This window comes from Mesorhizobium sp. M8A.F.Ca.ET.207.01.1.1 (genome assembly GCF_004794715.1).
Lineage (GTDB): Bacteria > Pseudomonadota > Alphaproteobacteria > Rhizobiales > Rhizobiaceae > Mesorhizobium.
Genome location: NZ_SRUS01000002.1, coordinates 372,072 through 393,982 on the forward strand (window position 1 = coordinate 372,072; position 21,911 = coordinate 393,982).

The 21,911-nt window shown below is 63.4% G+C and carries 21 protein-coding genes; 10 read left to right on the forward strand and 11 right to left on the reverse strand.

The genetic code is table 11. From position 1 onward, the window contains the following. Positions 1–10 precede the first annotated feature (10 nt). Positions 11–538, forward strand: a complete 528-nt coding sequence (locus tag EN850_RS06675) for a hypothetical protein (RefSeq protein WP_127275473.1) — start codon at positions 11–13, stop codon at positions 536–538. A gap of 709 nt (positions 539–1,247) precedes the next feature. On the opposite strand, the gene EN850_RS06685 is transcribed toward EN850_RS06675, so the two are convergent. The 3 genes from EN850_RS06685 to EN850_RS06690 form a co-directional block, all read right to left on the reverse strand. After that, positions 1,248–3,347, reverse strand: coding sequence for a mechanosensitive ion channel family protein (locus tag EN850_RS06685; protein ID WP_136090872.1), 2,100 nt, complete (start codon positions 3,345–3,347; stop codon positions 1,248–1,250). Positions 3,348–3,663: 316 nt separating this feature from the next. Next, positions 3,664–3,840 carry a hypothetical protein gene (locus tag EN850_RS36270; protein ID WP_189591031.1) on the reverse strand — a complete coding sequence of 59 codons (177 nt, stop codon included), beginning with the start codon at positions 3,838–3,840 and terminating at the stop codon, positions 3,664–3,666. A gap of 119 nt (positions 3,841–3,959) precedes the next feature. After that, the gene (locus tag EN850_RS06690; protein WP_189591012.1) at positions 3,960–4,991 is read right to left on the reverse strand and encodes an ABC transporter ATP-binding protein; all 1,032 of its coding nucleotides are present in this window, start codon (positions 4,989–4,991) and stop codon (positions 3,960–3,962) included. 767 nt (positions 4,992–5,758) lie between these two features. Here EN850_RS06690 and kdpF point away from each other — a divergent pair. Genes kdpF through EN850_RS06725 form a run of 7 tightly spaced genes read left to right on the forward strand, consistent with a single transcriptional unit; the run spans position 5,759 to position 13,944 of the window. Beyond that, positions 5,759–5,848 carry a K(+)-transporting ATPase subunit F gene (gene kdpF / locus EN850_RS06695; RefSeq protein ID WP_015315765.1) on the forward strand — a complete coding sequence of 30 codons (90 nt, stop codon included), beginning with the start codon at positions 5,759–5,761 and terminating at the stop codon, positions 5,846–5,848. A 25-nt stretch (positions 5,849–5,873) separates the two neighbouring features. Beyond that, positions 5,874–7,577, forward strand: a complete 1,704-nt coding sequence (kdpA, locus tag EN850_RS06700) for a potassium-transporting ATPase subunit KdpA (protein WP_136090874.1) — start codon at positions 5,874–5,876, stop codon at positions 7,575–7,577. Continuing rightward, positions 7,561–7,800: a hypothetical protein gene (locus tag EN850_RS06705; RefSeq protein ID WP_245511688.1), complete on the forward strand. Its 240-nt coding sequence runs from the start codon at positions 7,561–7,563 to the stop codon at positions 7,798–7,800. The genes kdpA and EN850_RS06705 overlap by 17 nt, the downstream gene beginning before the upstream one ends. Further along, positions 7,797–9,890 carry a potassium-transporting ATPase subunit KdpB gene (gene kdpB / locus EN850_RS06710; RefSeq protein ID WP_136090875.1) on the forward strand — a complete coding sequence of 698 codons (2,094 nt, stop codon included), beginning with the start codon at positions 7,797–7,799 and terminating at the stop codon, positions 9,888–9,890. Before EN850_RS06705 ends, kdpB begins: the two co-directional genes overlap by 4 nt. A gap of 11 nt (positions 9,891–9,901) precedes the next feature. Next, a complete protein-coding gene (kdpC, locus tag EN850_RS06715) occupies positions 9,902–10,465 on the forward strand; it encodes a potassium-transporting ATPase subunit KdpC (protein ID WP_136090876.1) in 564 nt (187 codons plus the stop codon). 57 nt (positions 10,466–10,522) lie between these two features. After that, entirely contained in the window at positions 10,523–13,258 is a 2,736-nt protein-coding gene (locus EN850_RS06720; protein WP_136090877.1) for a sensor histidine kinase KdpD, read from the forward strand. Then, positions 13,255–13,944 carry a response regulator transcription factor gene (locus EN850_RS06725; protein ID WP_127869947.1) on the forward strand — a complete coding sequence of 230 codons (690 nt, stop codon included), beginning with the start codon at positions 13,255–13,257 and terminating at the stop codon, positions 13,942–13,944. The genes EN850_RS06720 and EN850_RS06725 overlap by 4 nt, the downstream gene beginning before the upstream one ends. Positions 13,945–13,968: 24 nt before the next feature. Here the strand turns inward: EN850_RS06725 and EN850_RS06730 are convergent, their stop codons facing one another. The 8 genes from EN850_RS06730 to EN850_RS06765 form a co-directional block, all read right to left on the reverse strand. Then, positions 13,969–15,405, reverse strand: coding sequence for an MFS transporter (locus EN850_RS06730; RefSeq protein ID WP_135919023.1), 1,437 nt, complete (start codon positions 15,403–15,405; stop codon positions 13,969–13,971). A gap of 198 nt (positions 15,406–15,603) precedes the next feature. Beyond that, positions 15,604–16,086: a DUF992 domain-containing protein gene (locus tag EN850_RS06735; RefSeq protein ID WP_127275463.1), complete on the reverse strand. Its 483-nt coding sequence runs from the start codon at positions 16,084–16,086 to the stop codon at positions 15,604–15,606. An 88-nt stretch (positions 16,087–16,174) separates the two neighbouring features. Beyond that, positions 16,175–16,651 (reverse strand): DUF992 domain-containing protein, encoded by a 477-nt coding sequence (locus EN850_RS06740; RefSeq protein WP_127275462.1) that lies wholly within the window; start codon positions 16,649–16,651, stop codon positions 16,175–16,177. Between the two features lie 206 nt (positions 16,652–16,857). Beyond that, positions 16,858–17,700, reverse strand: a complete 843-nt coding sequence (locus EN850_RS06745; RefSeq protein WP_127275461.1) for a tetratricopeptide repeat protein — start codon at positions 17,698–17,700, stop codon at positions 16,858–16,860. 140 nt (positions 17,701–17,840) lie between these two features. Continuing rightward, positions 17,841–18,107, reverse strand: a complete 267-nt coding sequence (rpsU, locus tag EN850_RS06750; protein WP_010911429.1) for a 30S ribosomal protein S21 — start codon at positions 18,105–18,107, stop codon at positions 17,841–17,843. Positions 18,108–18,282: 175 nt separating this feature from the next. Next, complete coding sequence (locus EN850_RS06755) at positions 18,283–18,669, reverse strand: SET domain-containing protein-lysine N-methyltransferase (protein WP_127275460.1); 387 nt, start codon at positions 18,667–18,669, stop codon at positions 18,283–18,285. Between the two features lie 127 nt (positions 18,670–18,796). Beyond that, positions 18,797–19,555, reverse strand: a complete 759-nt coding sequence (locus tag EN850_RS06760) for an SDR family oxidoreductase (protein WP_136090878.1) — start codon at positions 19,553–19,555, stop codon at positions 18,797–18,799. A 104-nt stretch (positions 19,556–19,659) separates the two neighbouring features. After that, complete coding sequence (locus EN850_RS06765) at positions 19,660–20,028, reverse strand: DUF2568 domain-containing protein (RefSeq protein ID WP_127275458.1); 369 nt, start codon at positions 20,026–20,028, stop codon at positions 19,660–19,662. 205 nt (positions 20,029–20,233) lie between these two features. Here EN850_RS06765 and EN850_RS06770 point away from each other — a divergent pair, with 205 nt between their 5' ends. After that, positions 20,234–21,487: a sarcosine oxidase subunit beta gene (locus tag EN850_RS06770; RefSeq protein ID WP_135881368.1), complete on the forward strand. Its 1,254-nt coding sequence runs from the start codon at positions 20,234–20,236 to the stop codon at positions 21,485–21,487. Next, a complete protein-coding gene (locus EN850_RS06775; RefSeq protein WP_127279075.1) occupies positions 21,487–21,909 on the forward strand; it encodes a hypothetical protein in 423 nt (140 codons plus the stop codon). The genes EN850_RS06770 and EN850_RS06775 overlap by 1 nt, the downstream gene beginning before the upstream one ends. The last annotated feature ends 2 nt before the right edge of the window (positions 21,910–21,911 follow it).

The window sequence follows — 21,911 nt, forward strand, 5'->3', positions numbered from 1 at the left end:
AGGCACTTCCATGCGAAATTTAATGACACTTATCACGGCAACTTCAGTAGCACTTTTGTCTGCGATGGCAGCCTACGCACAAACACAAAATCCCCTTCCCAAGGCCAGCGATGTGCTTGTCCGATACGGGGACGACGTGGAGGGCTGGACGGTCTATGCAAATCAAACCCGCGGAGATTGCTTGATCGTGCGCCAGGATGGGCCAAGTTCGGTGCAAATGGGCGTTACCGCAAATCAGGAGGTCGGGTATCTCGGCGTGTTCACGAAGGCGGATATCGGCCTTCAGAACGGGGCCCAGTCGGAAATCTTCGTCTCCATCGCTGGCCATCTTTATAGTGGTGTGGCCATCACCACGAGCGGCGAACTCAAGGGCGGATATTCTGGTGGCTACATCTTGACAGACGACCCGAATTTCAAGCGCGACGTAGCGAAGCAATATGAAATGATCGTGTTTCCGGAAACCAAGGGGACCTTCGTTGTCGATCTGAAGGGGACTTACAAGGCAATGGCAATGGGCCGCAAATGCCTCGCGCAGTGACCGCCCGCTGGGCAATATTCCCCATCTCGGCCATTGGCTGCAGCCACAGAGTTTTAACGCAGAGCGCCAGCGTGTGAAATCGCCGCCGCCGGAGCGGCCAATGCCAGTCGGCGCCCACAAGCCAAGATCGTATCAGAAGTTCGGGCTTTTCAACGACCGCGGGGCTGATGACCAACAGCGAATATACTAAATTAGAGCATTCCCAATAATGACGTAGAAAAAGAGACCTGACGTCTTTTCAGATAGCGCGACGCGTCCACCATTTTGACGCCGCCGGCGTGGATAACGGCAATTGACGATGTTGTAATATATTGGCGAGATCAATGCGGCTTCCGGTATACTCACCTTGATTGCAAGCGTCATCTGGCACCGGATCAATCCTCGAACAACCGACTATCCACCGACTTGATATACTGCAGAAACGCAGCAACGCTGTCGAAAAATGAAGTGCGCCTCACACTGGACGAGCTGATTGCGGCGATCCGTCGTGATCTTGATGCGAAGAAACCCAGGCAGGTTAAACAGGGACAAGGACGGCGTGCATCCGCTTGTGTTTCCGTGTGAGAAGGGGTGGAGGAATGTGGTGACCGGAGCTCGCGTCGAGATTCGTCCTACTCACTGGCTTGCCTGGAGCCCGGGCAAAGATGAACCGGCCTCGTTTCGGGATCCGACTTAACCCTCAGGATCGACAGTCAATGCCGTGCGTGGTCTAGGCCTGACAGGCCGCTGCTTCAGCCTGGCTCATTTTGGCGATCTGCTGCTGTGCGGCGGCAGCGGTGGCGGCATCGCCGCCCTCGACGTGCACCGTCGGGAACGCGATCTTGATGTTGTTGTCCTCGAAGGCCTTCTTAATCATCATGAAGGCCCGGCGCTTGATCGGGAACTGCGTTCCCGGTTTGGTCGTCATCTTCATACTGAGCTGGACGGCGAAATCGCCGAACGCGTCGATGCCCTGCATTTTCAGCGGCTCGATCGTGTCGGCCGCGAATTCGGGGTCCTGCGCCAGCTCTTGTCCGATCTTCTTAACCAGCTTGCGCGCGAGTTCGACGTCGGAATCGTAGGTCACGCCGATCGTTATCTTGTCGATCACCCAGTCGCGACTCATGTTCTGGATCGCGCCGAGCTGGCCGAACGGAACGGTATAGACGGGGCCGCGGTGGTGGCGCAGCCTGACCGAGCGCAGGCTGAAGGACTCGACCGTCCCCTTGTATGACCCGCTCTGGATGTACTCCCCCACCCGGAACGCATCGTCCATCAGGTAGAACACTCCGCTCAGCATGTCCTTCACAAGCGTCTGCGAGCCGAAGCCGATGGCCACGCCGAACACACCTGCGCCAGCGATCAGAGGCATGATCTGCACGCCTAACCCGGCCAGGATGCTTAGTACTGCCACGACGCCGATGAGGACGGCGAGCGCGTTGCGAAAGATCGGCAAGAGAGTTCGCAGGCGGGCTGCACGTGCTGCATCGTACGGATCCGCCTGGGGTGCCGCATGATGGGGATCCGTACTGGCCAGACTCGATGCCTCAATTCTATAGGCGATTAGGGCCTTGGCGAGCTGCCAGAACAGATCCGCGACCATCAATATGACAATGGCGTTAAGCGATCCGGATATGATGCGAGCGCCCATCTCGTCGTGAGCAAAGGCCGCTGCTCTAAGACGCCAGACGTAGGCGAGCCAAACGATCGCCGCTGCAATGACCCCCGCCCTAGCGCCTCTGACGATAAATACGTTGAGCGCCACGCCGACGGCGCCACTGCGCTTGGCGGTGCCGGCGACCGCTTGCGAGACATTACCGACGCCGCGCACCACGCTAGGCAGGAGCAGCGCGTACAAACCGATCCACAGCAATGCGAGCACCCCCGCGACCCAGACTAGCCAAAGTACAACCAGATAGAGCGTAAGCAGACAATTCTTGATCGGTGAGGCTGGCTTGCTAGGCCGCCGCCAAACGGTGTCGCAGCCGACGGCCAGCAGGCCAAGCCCGAACGAGAGCGCGACGAGCCGCAGCATGTCGGGCGAGAAGCCAAGGGCCGGCATGATGCTGACAATCGCCCAGCCGAAGAAAAAAAACCCGGCGACCGCGCTCACGCGTTGCTGCCAGAAGCGTTGACCCGCCTCGCGGCTGCCGCCCCGCTGATCGCTAGGGTCACCCTCAATGGGAGACCCCAACGCCAGCAGAGACTTGGTTATCGCGCGGATAGCGCGAAAGATGATGAAGGCGAGCAGCAGCGTCAGCACGATCTTGCGCAGAAGCGGCGGCCATTCGAACGCGAGGAACGAGCCGATGCTGGCTAGGGCAAATGTCAGCAAGGCAGCGACCTCGGACAGAACCGCCTTTCCGGGGTCAATCGTTGCCTCGGAAGCGCCCGACGCCAAAGCCCGGCGGACCAGCCACTCGGCGCCGAAGCCGACGACAATCAGAACTGCCAGGATCAGGACCACCAGGCCGGGCCTGCCTGAATTCACGTCGCGCGAGACGACGCCGGCGGCGTTGGACAACTCCTGCGGGATGCGGGGAATGGCATCCGCGAGCGCGGCGAGACGTGCGCGAACGGCTCCCTCCCAACTCGCGATCGTGCCTTCTAGCGATGCGGCAGGCGGTTCCTCGGCGGCTGCCGGTATCTTTCCTTCGAGCCATTGCTTCACCTCAGGGTCGGACAGCAGGTTGAGGAACTGCCGTGCCTTTTCAGGCGGCAAGCCGGCCGGAGACTGCTGTGCCAAGGAGGTTCCAAGCAGTGCCCAAAAGAAAATCGCAATGCCGGCCGACAGCAGAATACAAATTCGAGTGCGCAGTGCTTTGCTCATCGGACGCTCCGGCTGCCCGTGGGAAGCCAGCCGGGAGCGAGCCTGTCCGCTTGCGCCGGCAGACGACAGGCGGCGCTGGGAAGGTCGTCAGGGCCAAGTTGCCCCTTTCTGTACGAAGGCGATGAAGGCCTGGCGGTCAAAGATACGTCCTTTGCGCAAAGTCGATAGCCGGACGATTGTAATAGGTATGGCTTAAGCGCAAATTGCGCGAGATCAATCGGCGTTCGATCGCGTCGCCCTCGATGGGGCTTTCAAGGAACGCTTAGACCTTGCCGTCGATGCGACTTATCCGGTCGGCTGCACCGGCGGCTGTAGGTCAGTTGCGGGACGGGCCCTTGCGGCCCACAGCCATCGCCTTGAAGGTCCCTTCCAGGTCGACCACAAATTCCCCTTTGGTCTGTGGGAAAACCGTCGTGGTGTATTTCGCTTGAAATTTGGGTCGTCCGTCAAGATGTAGCCGCCCGGATGCGGAGGGCGGCTTCACCTGCGACATGCCGAATGGGCTCTCCTACACGGCGCGCTCAGACGTGCTTCATATGGTGCTTCGCCAATAAGTTCACTATGCGTTCGGCTTGTGCTGCGGAGCACCAGCCGCTGGCCAGGCTAACTAGATCACCGATTCAATTCCGGCTGTGCGCTGGAATGTCCGGTTTGCGAGGGATGATTGCCGTCGACCCACTGGACGATCATCCGGAATTGCACTTTCGCTTGCCAATACGCGCGATAGAAGTCGAGAAGTTCCCCTGTGGGTTCCGACAAGCGTTGGAAGCCCGAAATGAAGGCGACGACGGTGCCGATCGTCGTCTGCCCGCGGATGACAAGATAGCCGCCAACGATCAGGACCATCAGGGACCCAGACGCGTTGGCTATGTTCAGCAACGTCTTCAGCCCGAATCTCAACAAATAGAATTCAAGGCGGTTGCTGAAGATGGTGCGTATGGTGCGAAAGGCTGCCCGGCGCTTCGTCGAGTGGCTGGCGAAGGAATTGACTGCCTGGTTGCCAAGCCTTCGGACCAGCACGACCTGCCGTTCCACGAGTGTGTTCAGGTCCTTCTGCATGTAAAGCGCAAGCAGGATCTGCGGCAGGAGTGATACGCCGCTGACCAGAGCAATCACCGGCTGCATGTAGATCATGTAAGATACGACGGAGATCATCATCGTGACGTTGACCACGCATTCAGAGATGCTGGTGCCGACAAATCCGCCAACATAGTCGATCTCGTTGCCGATGATGCTGGCGGTCTGACCGCTCCTTGCGTGCTCGCGCGCTGACCTTTGCGTGGCGACGAGAGCGAGTTGATCGCGCGCCGTCTTAACCACGCTCTCTCCGAGCCAGCCCTGATAGACGATCAGTGCGTATTTCAACCCCGCATGCAGGAGTATAGCCGCTAGATACAGGCCGCCGAGCATCAGGAGCGCCCGTATGTTCTTGTCGGCAATCGCCCCATCGACGACCCGTCTCTGCAGGTCGATGGGGATAAAGTTAGCCAAGGCAACCGAGATTGCGATCACGCTGACATAGACCTGATGCATGCCGCTGGCGCGCCGGACAAAATTGGGAAACTTCTCGCCAGCGCGTATCGCGTCGGCCATCGGCTTAAACGGGGTGAAGCGCCGCGCAATTGTCGTGAAAATGCCGCTCACCTTCGGTGCGCCTCCGTCGCCTCCATCTCCGGCCCAGCCGATAAGGCCGACGCACCCTGTCGCTGAGCAACCGAGCGGGCATCCTCGTTGCGCGGCTCGGTCGAAGTCAGCCCGGCAGGCCGAGAGCGGCATTCCTGCAGCGCCTCGATAGCCGGTCGCGACCAGTAGGGCTGGCCCCGGCCACGCCACGTTGGAGAGGTTGAGTTCTCGATCATCACGGTTTGATAGCGGAGAAGGCCGCGAGCCCCCTTGATCGGCATCAAGGCTGGGAGAATTTACGATCCGAGCTGAAACAGGAAGCCACGGTGTTGTTGGCAAAAGCACTGACCGGCGGCCATGACTGGTGGACCGGGAACCTGATGTGGGCCGGTCAGGAGTTCCAACAAACAAGGGCAAGCTTTCCGGGCGCGCCGTGGTCGCGGGGCGTCTGCTCTCGCTGAGGCCGCCCACTGCCGACAGACCCCGGCCGGGCAATCGAGCCCGCGCGGGAAACCTTTATAAAATTCCTATTTCTTTGCGCCCCGCGCCGTCTCGAACCTTTATGGCGATCGGGTCCATATTCGCACGACCAAGATCTGGTGCCACGTCAATGAACATGCGGCGGGGGTTGTCATGGTATTGCGAGCCTTTCCAGGAAGGCACGAAGTACAAAGCACAAGGAACAGGCAAAATGGACATTATCATGCTCGGGATCGGAGTTTTGTTCTTCGCCGTGTCCCTCGCCTACGTCAGAGCCTGCGACAGAATTTAAGCGGAAGGATCGAACCATGCTTGTCGACTACATCCTCGGTGGCGGCGTCACCTTGTTCCTGCTCGCTTACCTGACCTACGCCCTCATTCGCCCAGAGCGTTTCTAGTCCACCGGTGCACGGAAGCTACATCATGACCATAAACGGATGGATACAGATCCTCATCTTCTGCGGGATCCTCGTTTTGCTGGTGAAGCCGCTCGGCGGCTACATGCACCGCGTCTTCAACGGCGATCGCACGCCGCTTTCGTCGGTCCTCGGCCCGCTCGAGCGCGGACTCTACCGCATTTGCGGAACCAGCGATCATGAGGAACAGCACTGGACCACATATGCGGTGTCCCTGCTGCTGTTCAACCTGGCGGGCTTCCTGGTGCTCTACTTCCTGCAGCGCATGCAAGGCAGCCTGCCCTACAATCCGGCCGGCATGAGCGCGGTCGACCCGGCGCTCGCCTTCAACACCGCCGCCAGCTTCATGACCAACACCAACTGGCAGAACTACGGCGGCGAAAGCACGATGTCCTACCTCGTGCAGATGGCCGGCCTGACGGTCCAGAATTTCGTTTCGGCGGCCACCGGCATCGCCATCGCCATCGCGCTGATCCGTGGATTTGCCCGCGCTTCGGGAAAATCGATCGGCAATTTCTGGGTCGATATGACGCGCGCCACGCTCTACGTGCTTTTGCCGCTCTGCATCGTGCTCACCCTTGTCTATGTCTGGCTCGGCATGCCGCAGACGCTCGGGCCTTATGTCGATGCCACCACGCTCGAAGGCGCCAGGCAGACGATCGCGCTCGGCCCGGTCGCCTCGCAGGTCGCCATCAAGATGCTCGGTACCAATGGCGGCGGGTTCTTCAATGCCAATGCGGCACATCCCTTCGAGAACCCCGACGCCATCTCCAACCTGATCCAGATGCTGTCGATCTTCGTCGTCGGCGCTGCCTTGACCAACGTCTTCGGCCGTATGGTCGGTAACCAGCGCCAGGGCTGGGCGATCCTTGCCTCGATGGGCGTGCTGTTCATCGCCGGCGTCGCCGTCTGCTACTGGGCGGAAGCCGCGGGCAATCCGCTGGTGCACGCGCTGGGCATCGACGGCGGCAACATGGAAGGCAAGGAGACCCGTTTCGGCATCGCCTTGTCGGCGCTGTTCGCCGTCATCACCACGGCCGCCTCCTGCGGCGCGGTCAACGCCATGCATGACTCGTTCACCGCGCTTGGCGGCATGATCCCGCTCATCAACATGCAACTCGGCGAGGTCATCGTCGGCGGTGTCGGCGCCGGCTTCTACGGCATGCTGATGTTCATTCTGATTGCCGTCTTCGTCGCCGGCCTGATGGTCGGCCGCACGCCCGAATATCTCGGCAAGAAGATCGAGGCCAAGGAGGTCAAGATGGCGATGCTGGCCATCCTGTGCCTGCCGCTGGCGATGCTGGTCTTCACGGCCATCGCGGTGGTTCTGCCGAGCGCGGTGGCGTCGATCGCCAATGGCGGGCCGCACGGCTTCTCCGAAATTCTCTACGCCTACACCTCGGCGGCGGCCAATAACGGCTCGGCCTTCGGCGGCCTCACCGGCAACACGGCCTGGTACAACATCACCATCGGCATCGGCATGCTGATGGGCCGTTTCCTGGTCATCATCCCGGCGCTCGCCATCGCCGGCGCGTTGGCGGCGAAGAAGACCGTGCCCGCCTCGGCCGGCACTTTCCCGACCGATAGTCCGCTGTTCGTCGGGCTGCTGGTCGGCGTCATCGTCATCGTCGGCGGACTGACTTTCTTCCCGGCCCTTGCCGTCGGACCTGTTGTCGAGCACCTGGGGATGATCCATGGACAGACATTCTGAGGTAGCCATGTCCTGGTTCAGCAACAAGCGCCGCCATGTCAGGCATCGGCCCGAACCGGGGAAGGAGGGGCTGCCGCCTCCTTTCCCGACCATGTCGACCTTTCTCGGACTTGCCGGCGCCATGATCGCGCTTTGGCTGCTGGCCTACGGGCTTCCCCATCTTTTTTCGGCATCCGACCAATCGGCGCCGCACACCAACACTGAAGCCGGAGCTTCAAAATGAGCCAGTCAAAATCAGCGAGCATCATGGATGCCCGCATCCTGTGGCCTGCCATTGGCGGTGCCTTCCGCAAACTCGATCCGCGCACGCTGGCGCGCAATCCGGTGATGTTCGTCGTCGCCGTCGTGTCGGCGCTGACATCGGTGCTGTTCGTCAAGGACCTCGTCACCGGCGGCGGCGATCTGCGCTTCACGCTGCAGATCATCATCTGGCTGTGGTTCACGGTGCTGTTCGCCAATTTCGCCGAAGCCGTCGCCGAAGGGCGCGGCAAGGCGCAGGCGGATTCGCTGCGCAAGGCGCGCACGGAAACCCAGGCAAAGCTCCTGGCCGGCGAGGACCGGACAAAGTTCAAGCTGGTGCCCGGCACCAGCCTGAAGGTCGGCGACATCGTGCTGGTCGAGGCCGGCGACATCATCCCGTCCGACGGCGAGGTGGTGGAAGGCGTCGCGTCGGTCAACGAGGCGGCGATCACAGGCGAATCCGCGCCGGTGATCCGCGAATCCGGTGGCGACCGCTCGGCGGTCACCGGCGGCACGCAGGTGCTGTCCGACTGGATCCGCGTGCGCATCACCGCCGCCGCCGGCCATACTTTCCTCGATCGCATGATCTCGCTGGTCGAAGGCGCCGAGCGTCAGAAGACGCCGAACGAGATCGCGCTCAACATCCTGCTCGTCGGCATGACGCTGATCTTCGTGCTGGCCACCGCAACGATCCCGAGCTTTGCCTCCTACTCGGGTGGCTACATTTCGGTGACCGTGCTCGTCGCCCTGTTCGTGACGCTGATCCCGACCACGATCGGCGCGCTGCTGTCGGCCATCGGCATTGCCGGCATGGACCGCCTGGTGCGCTTCAATGTGCTGGCCATGTCGGGCCGCGCCGTGGAAGCCGCCGGTGATGTCGATACGCTGCTGCTCGACAAGACCGGCACGATCACGCTCGGCAATCGCCAGGCGACGGAATTCCGCCCGGTCAAGGGCGTCAGCGAGCAGGAACTGGCCGACGCGGCACAGCTTGCCTCGCTCGCCGACGAGACGCCGGAAGGCCGCTCGATCGTGGTGCTGGCCAAGGAGAAATATGCCATCAGGGCCCGCGACATGGCGACGTTGCATGCCACGTTCGTGCCCTTCACGGCACAGACCCGCATGAGTGGCGTCGACATAGACGGCTCCTCGGTGCGTAAGGGCGCGGTCGATTCGATCCTGACCTATGTCAGCCAGCCGACATCGGCCACGCACGGCATACGGCCCGGAGGCGATACCGTGCGCAACCTGCAGGCGATCGCCGACGAGGTCGCCAAATCGGGCGGTACGCCGCTGGCGGTCGAGCGGGACGGGCGCCTGCTCGGCGTCGTCCACCTGAAGGATATCGTCAAGGGCGGTATCCGCGAGCGCTTCGCCGAACTGCGCAGCATGGGCATCCGCACGGTGATGATCACCGGCGACAATCCGATGACGGCGGCAGCCATCGCGGCGGAAGCCGGCGTCGACGACTTCCTCGCCCAGGCGACGCCCGAGGACAAGCTGAAGCTGATCCGTGACGAGCAGGCCAAGGGCAAGCTGGTCGCCATGTGCGGTGACGGCACCAACGACGCGCCAGCACTCGCGCAGGCCGATGTCGGCGTGGCCATGAACACCGGCACGGTCGCCGCCCGCGAGGCCGGCAACATGGTCGATCTGGACAGCGATCCGACCAAGCTGATCGAGATCGTCGAAATCGGCAAGGCGCTGTTGATGACGCGTGGTTCGCTGACGACCTTCTCCATCGCCAATGATGTCGCCAAGTACTTCGCCATCATCCCGGCCATGTTCGCCGTCTTCTACGTCGCGCCGGGACAGACGACCGGCCCGCTGCAGGCGCTCAACATCATGCATCTGGCAACGCCGCAGAGCGCCATCCTGTCGGCCATCATCTTCAACGCGCTGATCATCATCGCGCTGATCCCGCTGTCGCTGCGCGGCGTGAAGTACCGGGCGATCGGCGCGGGTGCGCTGCTCAGCCGCAACCTTCTCGTCTACGGCCTCGGCGGCATCGTCGTGCCGTTCGTCGGCATCAAGATAATCGACATGGCCGTCACGGCCCTTGGCCTTGCATAAGGATCATTCCGATGCTCAAGCAAATCAGACCCGCGATCATCATGATCGTTTTCTTCACCGTGCTGACCGGGCTCGTCTATCCCATCGGCATGACCGGTATCGCCCAGACGCTGTTCCCGCGCCAGGCCAATGGCAGCCTGGTCGAGAAGGACGGCAAGGTAATCGGCTCCGACCTGATCGGCCAGGCCTTCGCCAGCGACAAATATTTCCACGGACGGCCTTCGGCCGCGGGCAATGGCTATGATGCCGGCGCCTCGGGCGGTTCCAATCTCGGCCCGACCAACCCGAAGCTCATCGAGCGCATCAAGGGCGAAGCCGAGAAGCTGAAGGCGGAAAATCCGAACGCGCCGGTGCCGATGGACCTGGTGACCGCATCCGGCAGCGGCCTTGATCCGCAGATCAGCCCGCAGGCCGCTTATTTCCAGGTTCCGCGCGTGGCCAAGGCCAGGGGCATCGACGAGGCCAAGGTCAAGGCGCTCGTCGACGGCCAGGTCGAGGACCGGGAATTGGGCGTGCTCGGCGAGCCGGCGGTCAATGTGCTGGCTCTCAACCTGGCGCTGGATGCAGCGAAATAGTTGATGGCAGGCGCCGGGGATCGACACGGTCCCCGGCGCCATTCATGATCGGACCCGATGCCGGACGACAGAAGCAACGTCGAAAACAGACCATCCCCCGACGCGCTGCTCGAGCATGCCGAGCGGGAAGGGCGCGGCCGTCTGCGCATATTCCTGGGCGCGGCACCGGGTGTCGGCAAGACTTACGAGATGCTGATGTCGGGCCGTGCCAGGCTGGCCGACGGCGTCGACGTGGTGATCGGCGTGGTCGAGACGCATGGCCGCAAGGAAACCCAGGCCCTGGTCGAGGGGTATGAAGTCATTGCCCGCCGCAAGGTCGACTATAAGGGGCGTGTCCTCGACGAGATGGACATCGACGCCATCCTTGCCCGGCGTCCGGCGCTGGTCCTGGTCGACGAACTCGCCCACACCAATGCGCCCGGCAGCCGCCACCCCAAGCGCTACCTCGACGTCCAGGAAATCCTGGCGCGGGGCATAGACGTCTATACGACGCTCAACATCCAGCATGTCGAAAGCCTGAACGACGTCGTCGCCCAGATCACCCGGGTCCGGGTGCGCGAGACCGTTCCCGATTCCATCATCGACCGGGCCGACGATGTTGAAATCATCGATCTGACGCCCGACGACCTGATCAAGCGGCTGGAGGAGGGGAAGGTTTATTTCCCCAACACGGCGCAGCGTGCCGTCGAGAACTATTTTTCGCCAGGCAATCTGACTGCGTTGCGGGAACTGGCGCTGCGCCGTACCGCCCAGCGCGTCGACGAACAGTTGCTCAACCACATGCAGTCCCACGCCATCCAGGGTCCGTGGGCGGCGGGCGAAAGGGTGCTCGTCTGCGTCGATGCGCGTCCAGGCGGGGCAGCCCGCATTCGCTATGCACGCAGGCTGGCCGACAGGCTTCGTGCGCCATGGACGGCGCTTCATGTCGACACGCCGCGCTCGGCCGGCATGTCCGAGGACGATAAGGACAGGCTCGCCACGCTCCTGCGCCTCGCCGAGCAGCTCGGCGCCGAGGTGACGACCATTCCGGGCCAGAGCGTCGCGCAGGACATCGTGCGCCATGCGACGGCGAACAATTTCACCCACATCGTGGTCGGCAGGCCGACCCGGTCGCGCTGGCGGGAACTTATCGAGGGGTCGCTCACCTATGATCTGATCCGCAACGCCGGCGACATCAGCGTCCATGTCATCTCGGGCACCGAGCGCGAAACCGAGGCGTCGGCAAGGCGGGTCAAGGCGGCGGCCGAGCAGAGGCAGTTCCAGGTCTGGCCCTATCTGCTCGCCACCGCCTATGTCGCCGGTTCATTGGCGGTCACCACGGCGCTCGACCAGTTTCTCGATGTCCGCAACCTGGCGATCGTCTTCCTGCTCGGAGTGCTGACGTCGGCGGTGGCGGGCGGCCTGTGGCCGGCGCTCTATGCCTGCTTCCTGAGCGCGCTGGCCTTCAACTATTTCTTCCTCGAGCCGCGCTACACGCTGACGATCCGGGATCCGGAGAGCATCGTCGCGCTCGCCGTCTTCCTTGCCGTCGCGGTGATCGCCAGCAATCTCACCGCGCGCGTGCAGCGTCAGGCCGCCGCCGCCCGCTCGCGAGCGCGGGCAACCGAGGACATCTATCTCTTCTCCAAGAAGCTCGCCGGCGCAGGCACGCTCGACGACGTGCTCTGGGCCACCGCCTTCCAGATCGCCTCGATGCTGAAGCTGCGCGTGGTGCTGCTGCTGCCGGAAGACGGCACGATCACGGTCAAGGCAGGCTATCCGCCCGACGACACGCTGGCCGAGGCCGACATCGCCGCCGCCCGCTGGGCCTGGGAGCACAACCGTGCCGCGGGACGCGGCGCCGACACGCTGCCCGGCGCCAAGCGCCTCTATCTCCCCTTGCGCACGGGGCGCACGGCAATCGGTGTCGTCGGCCTCGACAATGACAAGCAAGGTCCGCTTTTGACGCCCGAACAGCAGCGGCTGCTCGACGCGCTGGCCGATCAGGCGGCGGTGGCGATCGAACGTGTCCAGCTCGTCGCCGATGTCGACCGCGCCAAGCTCGCCGCCGAAGCCGACCGGTTGCGTTCGGCCCTGCTGACCTCGATTTCGCATGACCTGAAGACGCCGCTCGCGGCCATCATGGGAGCGGCCGGCACACTCAAGGAGTTCGCGCCTGATCTGCCCGAGCAGGACAGGGTGGAGCTTCTGTCGGCGGTGATCGACGAATCGGAACGGCTGAACCGCTTCATCGCCAACCTGCTCGACATGACCAAGATCGAGTCCGGTGCGATGGAGCCGAACTACGCCCTCCACTATCTCGGCGATATCGTCGGCACGGCGCTCGACCGCGCCCGCAAGATCACCAGCGAACACAAGATCGAGGTCGATATTCCGCCCGACTTGCCGATGGTTAGGCTTGATCCCGTGCTGTTCGAGCAGGTCCTGTTCAACCTTCTCGACAATGCCTCGAAATATTCGCCGCCCGGCTCGACGATCCGCGTCCAGGGATGGACCGACAATGGCTCCGTCGTCGTGCAGATCATGGATGAGGGGCCGGGCATTCCGGCGCAGGACCTGGAACGCGTGTTCGACACTTTCTACCGGGTGCGCAAGGGTGATCAGGTGCGCGCCGGCACCGGGCTCGGCCTGTCGATCTGCCGTGGCTTCGTCGAGGCGATGGGCGGCACGATCACGGCCGCCAACCGGACCGACCGCTCCGGTGGCGCCTTCACCATCCGGATGCCGGTGCCGGCGGAATTGCCCGATGTCGGCAATGGCGGCGACGAGCCCGGCGAGGATCAGCCTCGATGACCAATTCCAATGTCAGGATACTGGTTGTCGATGACGAGCCGCCGATCCGCAAGCTGCTGCGGGTCGGCCTCGCCAGCCAGGGTTACGCGGTCAGCGAGGCGCCGAACGCCAAGGTGGCGATCGAGCTGATCGAACAGGAAAAGCCCGACCTGGTGTTGCTCGATCTCGGCCTGCCCGGCATGGGGGGGCATGACCTCCTGCGCCAATGGCGTGACGGGGGCATCGACATTCCTGTCGTCATCCTCTCCAGCCGCACCGACGAGGCCGGCATCGTCAGCGCGCTCGAACTCGGCGCCGACGATTATGTCACCAAGCCGTTCGGCATGAACGAACTGGTGGCCCGCATCCGCGTGGCGCTGCGGCACAAGTTCCAGCAACAGGGCGAGAAGCCCGTTTTCCAGAGTGGAGACCTCAGCGTCGATCTGGTCAAGCGCATCGTCAGGGTCGAGGACCGGGAGGTGAAGCTCTCGCCGAAGGAGTACGACATACTGCGCATCCTGGTGCAGCACGCCGGCAAGGTGCTCACCCACCACTTCATCCTGAAGCAGATCTGGGACGATTCGACCGACGTGCAGTATCTCAGGGTCTATGTGCGCCAGCTTAGGCAGAAGATCGAAAAAACCCCCGACCAGCCGCGCTACATCACCACCGAAACCGGTGTCGGCTATCGGCTGCGCGTCGAGTGAACAACCCGTCCGCCGGAACCGGCGTCAGCCGATGACCGCGAGCGGCCGATTTGCCGCCGCTGATGTCCGCAAGGCGGCGAGACAGCCAAGAATGCCGAGCGGCACGAAGGCAAGGAACAGCCAGCTCGCGACATCAGCGGCCGCGTCATGGGTGAGGCCCTGCGAAAAACCGCTGGCATTGGCGACGATGCCGGCAAGGGCGGCACCCACGGCATAGCCGATGCGCTGCATGGTTGGCACCGCGGCCGAGGCAATGGTCTGCTCGTCGTCCGGGGCGGAGGCGACGATGACGCGGGTCAGGAACGGCCAGGAAATGCCGAAGCCGCCGCCCTGCAACAGGGCGCAGACCAGGATCAGCGGGATCGAGCCCAGCGGTATCGTGTAGGCGAAGCCGGCGATGCCCGCCGCGATCATCAGTGCGCCGCAGACGATGATCAGCCTTTCGCGCCGCGGCGGCGCGTTGGCGACGAGGATCGACAGGATCGACCAGGCGATCGATTCGGCGGCGATGATGTAGCCGGTGGTCAGCAGCGGAATGTCGTGCAGGCTGGTCAGCAGCAGCGGTCCGTAGACGCCGAAGGAGCAGGTCGCGATGGAAAAGGCGGCGACCATGGTCATGCCGGCGCCCACTGGCGTGCGCCACGAGAACAGCCGCGCCGGGAAAAGCCGGGAGCGCGGCTTCAGCGCGTCGATGTAGAAGAACAACGCCAGCCCGGCGAGGCCCAGCACGATCAGCAGCGAGGAACGCAACAGGGCGATGTCGACGCCGGCCGAGGCAATCAGCACCACGGCGATGGCAAGGCAGCCAAGCGCCATGAACGGGAAGGGCGGCGCCTTGCCGGCTCCGGTGCTGGGCCTTGTCGCTTCCGGTGTGTCGAGCACGAGGAAGCTTGCCAGCGCCATGGCGGTGCCGCCGAGAGTGAAGACGCCGAAGGCCCAGCGCCACGACAGCAATTCGGTCATAACAGCGCCGAGCAGGGGACCGCTGAAGGCAGCGACGCCCCAGATCGCCGACATGATGCCGAAAAGCTGCGGCCAGATGGCACGCGAAAACAGCCGCTCGACCGAGACGAAGGCCAGCGACACCAGCGCGCCGCCGCCCAGCCCCTCGATCAGACGGCCGGCCAGGAACAATTGCATCGAAGGCGAGGCGGCGCAGATCAGCGCCCCGGCAGCATAAAGAAGCGCCGCGACCACCATGTTGGTGCGCAGCGCCACATAGCTGACCAGCCGTCCGGCCGCGGCACCGGCGACGATGGCGCCGAGTTCGTAGATCGCCAGCGACCAGCCGACGAGTTGCACGCCGGCCAGTTCACCGACCATGGCCGGCATGACCGTCGCGACCATCGTCTCATTGGTGGCGTGCAGCAGGATGCCGAGGCTGATGAAGCAGAAGCGCGCGAGGTCTCCGCTCGCCCACAAGGCGCGCCAATCGACCTTCTTTGTGCTGATTTCAGTCATGTCCATCCCTGCTTTGCATATCTTGCTGCAGCCGCATGGTGCCAGAGGCCAGCGCGAGGCTTCCGGCAGGACCATGCGCGCCGCGTCGAGACGCGGCCTTGCTTGGGGCGGGTTTGTAGAACCTCAACCTCGGTTGAGCTCAAGCGATTTTTTCGAGATATGTTTGGGCCAGTGTCGTCCTGGATGGATCGCTGGCGATCAGTTCTCGGTGCTGCGCAGCTGGAACTGGCTGACGCCGATGGCGAGATTGATGCCGGTCTGCGTCTGCAGGCTGAGCGGCTGCAGGGTGAAGGCCTGCGAGGAGCCGCCGACCAGCAGATTGGCGCCGGCGCCGACGGCGGCGGTCACTTCGGCGCTGGCGCCGACATAGTCACCCGCCAATGCGCCCGGCGCGTAGATGTTCTTCAGCGGCGTCAGCACCAGCCAGCGCATCACCGCCTGCTTGGTCGTGCCGATGTCGAGGCCATATTTGTTGACGGCGCCGAAATAGGCTTCCGGCGCGAAGCTCTTGTCGGCCGGGGTGAAGGTGCAGCTCAGATCCTTGCTCGAGCCGAAGATGAAGCCGGTGCCGCCTGATATGGCGCATTCAAGCGTGCCGAGCTCCACGCCCTGGTCTTGCGCCTGTGCCGTGCCGGCAAGCATGGTTGCGATCATGGCAGCGGCGATGGCTGTCCTCGGCATGGCGTCCCCCAAAATCAAACGGCGCGGAACCATCCTATCCGGTTCCGCGCCGTAGAGTGAAGGGTCTGGAGCCGAGGCTCCAAACCTCTTATTTGAGCGAGTGGATCAGTTCCAGCGAAGTCACCGCCACGGCGAGGTTGACGCCGGTCTGCGCCTGGACGCTGAGCGGCTCCAACATGAAGGCGCTGTCGAAGCCGCCGACCAGCAGGTTGGCGCCGCCGCCGGTCACGACGCTCGCCTCGGCGTTGACGCCGTAGTAGCTACCGGCAAGGTCGCCCGCGTCACGGTCGCGCGTCGCGGCAAAAACCGCCCAGACGAGCTGGCCCTGGTGCGTCTTGCCGACATCGACACCGAGCTTCGAGATGACGCCGGTATAAATTTCCGACGGCCCGTGATGATGGGGCCGGAAGACGCAGGACACGCCCTTGTTGGACGCAACGATATAGCCGGTGCCGCCATCGATGGTGCAGTCGAGCGTGCCGAGTTGCAGCCTGCCGGCGCTGGCCGGGGCGGCGGCGAATACGGTCGTTGCAAGGGCGGCGGCGCAGACGAGTTTCTTGATCATGGGAGGGTCCTTTCGCAGTCAGTCTTCAATAACGTCTCGGGTCCCGCGACCGTTCCGCTGAAAACTTGGCGCGAACAAGGCAAAGGTTAACGGCTTGCCACCGCGGTTAACACAGGGTTGCCGGTTTGATGGCGATCCGACGCGCCGCGTGTCCTTTCGGACACGCACATGATGCAGTGGGGCGCTTGGCGCGGGCCTGCGGAGTGTCAGCTGACGCGGGCGAGGCCGTCCTTGGCCGGCTGGTAGCTGGGGTTGAGGCGCACGGCCTCGCGATAGGCCTTCGCCGCCTTGGCCTTGTCGCCGCGCCGTTCGTAGATCAGCGCCTGGTTGGCCCAGGCCTCGGCGTTCTGGCCATCGAGCTTGATGGCCATATTGAAGTCGGAGAAGGCATTGTCCTCGTCGCCGGTCGCCAGATAGGAGAGGCCACGGCCGTTGTAGGGCTCGGCGGCATCCGGCGCCAGCGAGATGGCGGTCGAGAAATCCTCGATGGCGAATTTGTGCTGGCCCTGGCTCTGATAGATCAGGCCGCGATTGTGGTAGGCACGGGCGTCCGTCGTGTCGAGCTGGATCGCTTTCTGGAAGTCGTTGAAGGCATCCTGGGTGCGGCCCGCCTTGCGGTAGAGATTGCCGCGGCCGATATAGGCGGCGTCGTAATTGCCGTTGATCTGGATCGAGCGGTTGTAGTCCGCCAGCGCCGCTTCCTGGTTGCCGAGGAAGCGCTGGATCAGCGCGCGGTTCGAATAGGCCTGATAGAAATTCGGATTGAGCTGGATGGCCTGGTTGAAGTCCTTGAGCGCAGCCTGGTACTGGCCGCCGCGACCATAGGCCGAACCACGAACATTGTAGCCTTCGGGATCCTGGGGATTGCGCTGGATGACAGCGGACAGCGAGGAGATGTTCTCGCTCGACCCTTGCGCCTTGTCGATGTTGTTGAATTCGCCGGCCGGGCCCGATGTCTGGCAGCCGGCAAGTACCAGTCCGGAAAGCAGGGCCGCTGTCAGGGCGAAACCACGCAATGCGGTTCCGCGCTCCACGCTTGTTGCGTTCATGTCTGCCCTGTCCTCACTTGCGCCGTCGTTCAGGTCCGGTTCCCCCTCCGGGCCGGGTCACAATCAAAATAAAAGGGTGGCGGCGATTCCGCATCGCGCCACCCTGGTATCCTTCGAAAAGGACGAAATATTGGCGATAATCAGCGCGGCGGACGCGCTGCGCCGGCGGCACCGCCAGCAGCAACCGGACGCGGGGTCATCGGCAGCAGGCCTTCGCGCTGTGCGCGCTTGCGGGCCAGCTTGCGGGCGCGGCGAACGGCTTCGGCCTTTTCACGGGCGCGCTTCTCGGAAGGCTTCTCGTAGTGGCCGCGCATCTTCATTTCGCGGAAAATGCCTTCGCGCTGCATCTTCTTCTTCAGCGCGCGAAGCGCCTGATCAACGTTATTGTCGCGGACGAGTACCTGCACGGGCAATCCTGTCTTTCGGGTTTGATATCAACAGGCAAGCAGCCATAGCCACAAGCCTCCGCGGCGCTCGACACCACGAATTGTGGCGGCTGATAGCAGAATCAAGCCTCGCTGTCCACAGTCGAAATGACGGACGGCAGCCAAATTGCCACGGTCGCCTGGAGATAGGGCGCCGTTACGCCGTGGCCAGGTGCAACCGCTCGAAATCCTCGAAGAACTCACCGTAATCACAGGTGATCTCCTCGCCGACGGCGATATCCCGGGTCGCGGTGGCGCCGCCATAGCGCGAAAAATCGGTGTTCGGGGTCGCCGAATGGTTCATGAAGCGGCCATTGTCGACCTCATAGACCATGAAGCCGGGCTTGTCCGGGCTCGGATAGGCGTAACGGTCGAGCAGTTCCTTCAGGGGCGGCGAGGCCGCCTCGTATTTTTCCATCGGGATCAGCCGATCGAAATCCGGATCGAGGCGCCAGATCGAGGCGCCCTTGCGGATCGGCTCGGCGGCGAACATGCCGACGCCTTCGATTGCGCTCTGCGCGACATAGGTTCGGATCAGCATCATGGTTCCAGGACCCGTCTTGGCAAGAAGACCCGTTTCGACAGGAAACGGAATCGCCAAATCGCGCCGAAAAAGCAAGACCGGCGGCCTGCGTCACAACGACGAACAGGCCTGTTCCCGTAAAAATCCTTCACGTCCGGCTGATCGACACGCCGCCATCGGCAAAAAGCGCGGTTCCCGTGGTGAAACTCGAAGCGTCGGAGGCCAGGTAAAGCGCGGAGCGGGCGATCTCTTGCGGTTGCGCCATGCGCTTCAGGGCATGGAGGCCCTCGACAGAGGCGCGTGCCTCGGGCGTGGTCGTCGTCGCGCCTGGTGTGTCGGTGCCGCCCGGCAGCAGCGCGTTGACGCGCAGTCCCTTCGGTCCGTATTCGGCGGCCAACACCTGCGTCAATCCGATCAGACCTGCCTTGGCGGCGGCGTAGGCGGCCATGCCCGGCATGCCGGCGGTGTAACCGACAAAGCTCGACGTGAAGATCAGTGAGCCGCCGCCGCGCTCCAGCATGGCCGGTATCTGATACTTCGCGCCGAGAAAGGCGCTGGTCAGATTGGTGTCTATCGTCCCGTGCCATGTCTGTGCCGACATGTCGGGGACTGGTCCCATCAGTCCGACAGAGCCGGCATTGTTCAACGCGATGTCGAGTCCACCGAAGCTGCCGACCGCCAGCTCGACGAGGGCTTTCGCGTAGGTCTCGTCGGTGACATCCCCGGCGAGAGCGACGGCCGTGCCGCCGGCATCCTCGATTTCGGCGGCGATCGCATCAAGCTCGGTTTGGCGGCGGGCGGAAATGACGAGCCTGGCGCCCTCCTCGGCGAACAGTTTGGCGGTGGCGCGGCCGATGCCGGAACTGGCACCGGTGACGATGGCGATCTTGTTGGAAAGTGCGAGCATGTCTGGGCATCCCTGTCCTTCGCGCCAGCCTTGCCGGCGATCGGATGCTTGATCGCAGGTTGGCGGGACAGCAGCCACCCGATACCTGCAGAGGTTGGTACCAACTATTGCCGCAGCAGCCATGCCAGACGGTCTAGCGAGAACGCGTAGCTGATGACGATCAGCACGGCCATGATGATGCCCGTGGCGGCATGGCCTGCCAGATGGAAACCCGCCGCGCCGCCGAACAGGACGACGAATTCCAGCGCCAGCCTGACTGCGCCCGGCACAGGCACCGGTGCCCGGCCTGAACGGCTCGGATCATTGAGGACCGCGAAGGTACCCCATGCCGCGGCCGCGGCGAGCGGCAAGGCAATAGCGAGGACCCAACGCCACGCTCCGTCCGAGAGACTCCAGCCTGCCATGCCGAGGCCAAGCAAAGCGGCAAGCTCCAGCAGGAAGCGCAATGTGAGATTCCACCAGGCGTTGCCCATCATCATCCTCCGAAATCCCCGGCAGGGAGAAGTGTGACTGAAGGCAATCAACAGAGCCAGGCGGGATACCTCTTTTTCAGCGCGGCGCAAAACGGCAAGCGCCGTCGCAAACAGCGCAAGGATAGCAGCGCTGTTTCGCTAGTGATACACCTCGCGCGCCGGGGCTTGATGATGAACGCCCGGCTGCCATTTGCGAGGCTGGACCGTGAAGAAATACTCTGTATTCGCCATCGCCCGCGAGGCCATGCGCGGCCACAAGGGCTGGGAGGAACAATGGTCCTCGCCTGAGCCTAAAAAGGAATACGACGTCATCATCGTCGGCGCCGGCGGCCATGGCCTGGCCACCGCCTATTATCTTGCCACGGTACATGGCATCACCAATGTCGCGGTGCTGGAAAAGGGTTGGCTGGGCGGCGGCAACACCGGGCGCAACACCACCATCATCCGTTCCAACTATCTCTATGACGAGAGCGCCGGCATTTACGACCATGCGCTGAAGCTGTGGGACGGGCTCTCCCAGGAGCTCAACTACAACGTCATGTATTCGGCGCGCGGCGTCATGATGCTGGCGCACAATGTGCACGACATTCAGGTGCTGAAGCGCCATGTCCACGCCAACCGGCTGAACGGCATCGACAATGAATGGCTGACGCCGGAGCAGGCCAAGGAATTCTGCCCGCCGCTCAACACCTCCAGGGACGCCCGCTATCCCGTCGTCGGGGCCGCCTTGCAGCGCCGCGGCGGAACGGCGCGCCATGACGCGGTCGCCTGGGGCTATGCGCGCGGCGCTTCGGCGCGCGGCGTCCATATCATCCAGAACTGCGAGGTCACCGGTGTCAAGCGGGCCGCCAATGGCGCGGTCATGGGCGTCGATACGACGCGCGGCTTCATCGGCGCCAAGAAAGTCGGCGTCGTCGCCGCCGGCCATTCCTCTGTCATCATGAACATGGCCGGCGTGCGCATGCCGCTGGAAAGCTATCCGCTGCAGGCGCTGGTGTCGGAGCCGATCAAGCCGGTCGTGCCTTGCGTGGTGATGTCGAACACGGTGCACGCCTATATCTCGCAGTCCGACAAGGGCGAACTGGTGATCGGCGCCGGCACCGATCAGTATGTCTCCTATTCGCAGACCGGCGGGCTTCACATTCTCCAGCACACGCTCGACGCCATCTGCGAGATGTTCCCGATCTTCACGCGCATGAAGATGCTGCGCTCGTGGGGCGGCATCGTCGACGTCACGCCCGACCGCTCGCCGATCCTGGCCAAGACGCCGGTGCCGGGCCTCTATGTCAATTGCGGCTGGGGCACGGGCGGCTTCAAGGCGACGCCGGGCTCGGGCCATGTCTTCGCCCACACCATCGCCAAGGACGATCCGCATCCGATCAATGCGCCCTTCACCATCGAACGCTTCCGCACCGGCCGCCTCATCGACGAGGCGGCGGCGGCGGCGGTGGCGCACTGATGATGGCGCAGATGGCTGTCGCTATGCCGCTGATGCTGGCGGGGGAACAAGGTATGTTCCATTTTCCGACAGTGGCGGAGGTGCGGCTGCAGCCGATTGCGCGCGCCGGCAACGAAGCCGGATGGCCGTTTTCGGTCGATGAGGGGACGCTCACCTGCGTCTGGAGTGGCGGCCAGAAAGTGGTGATGTTCTTCGAAGGCCGGCCGCCCGAGCTGGATGAGGACGAGGACTTCACGCCGCGTGGCGTGATCGTCACCACCGACCCCCTGCAATTGACGCTCGGCAACATGGCCAACCGCGACCTGTTTCGTGCCGCGGCAAGCGTCGAGGAGCGGCTGCGGCTCGTCGCCCCGTTCATGGCCATGGGCCAAAAGCTTTGCGATCAACCCGCCGGCGCGCGCGTCGGCCACGGCGAATTGTAGGA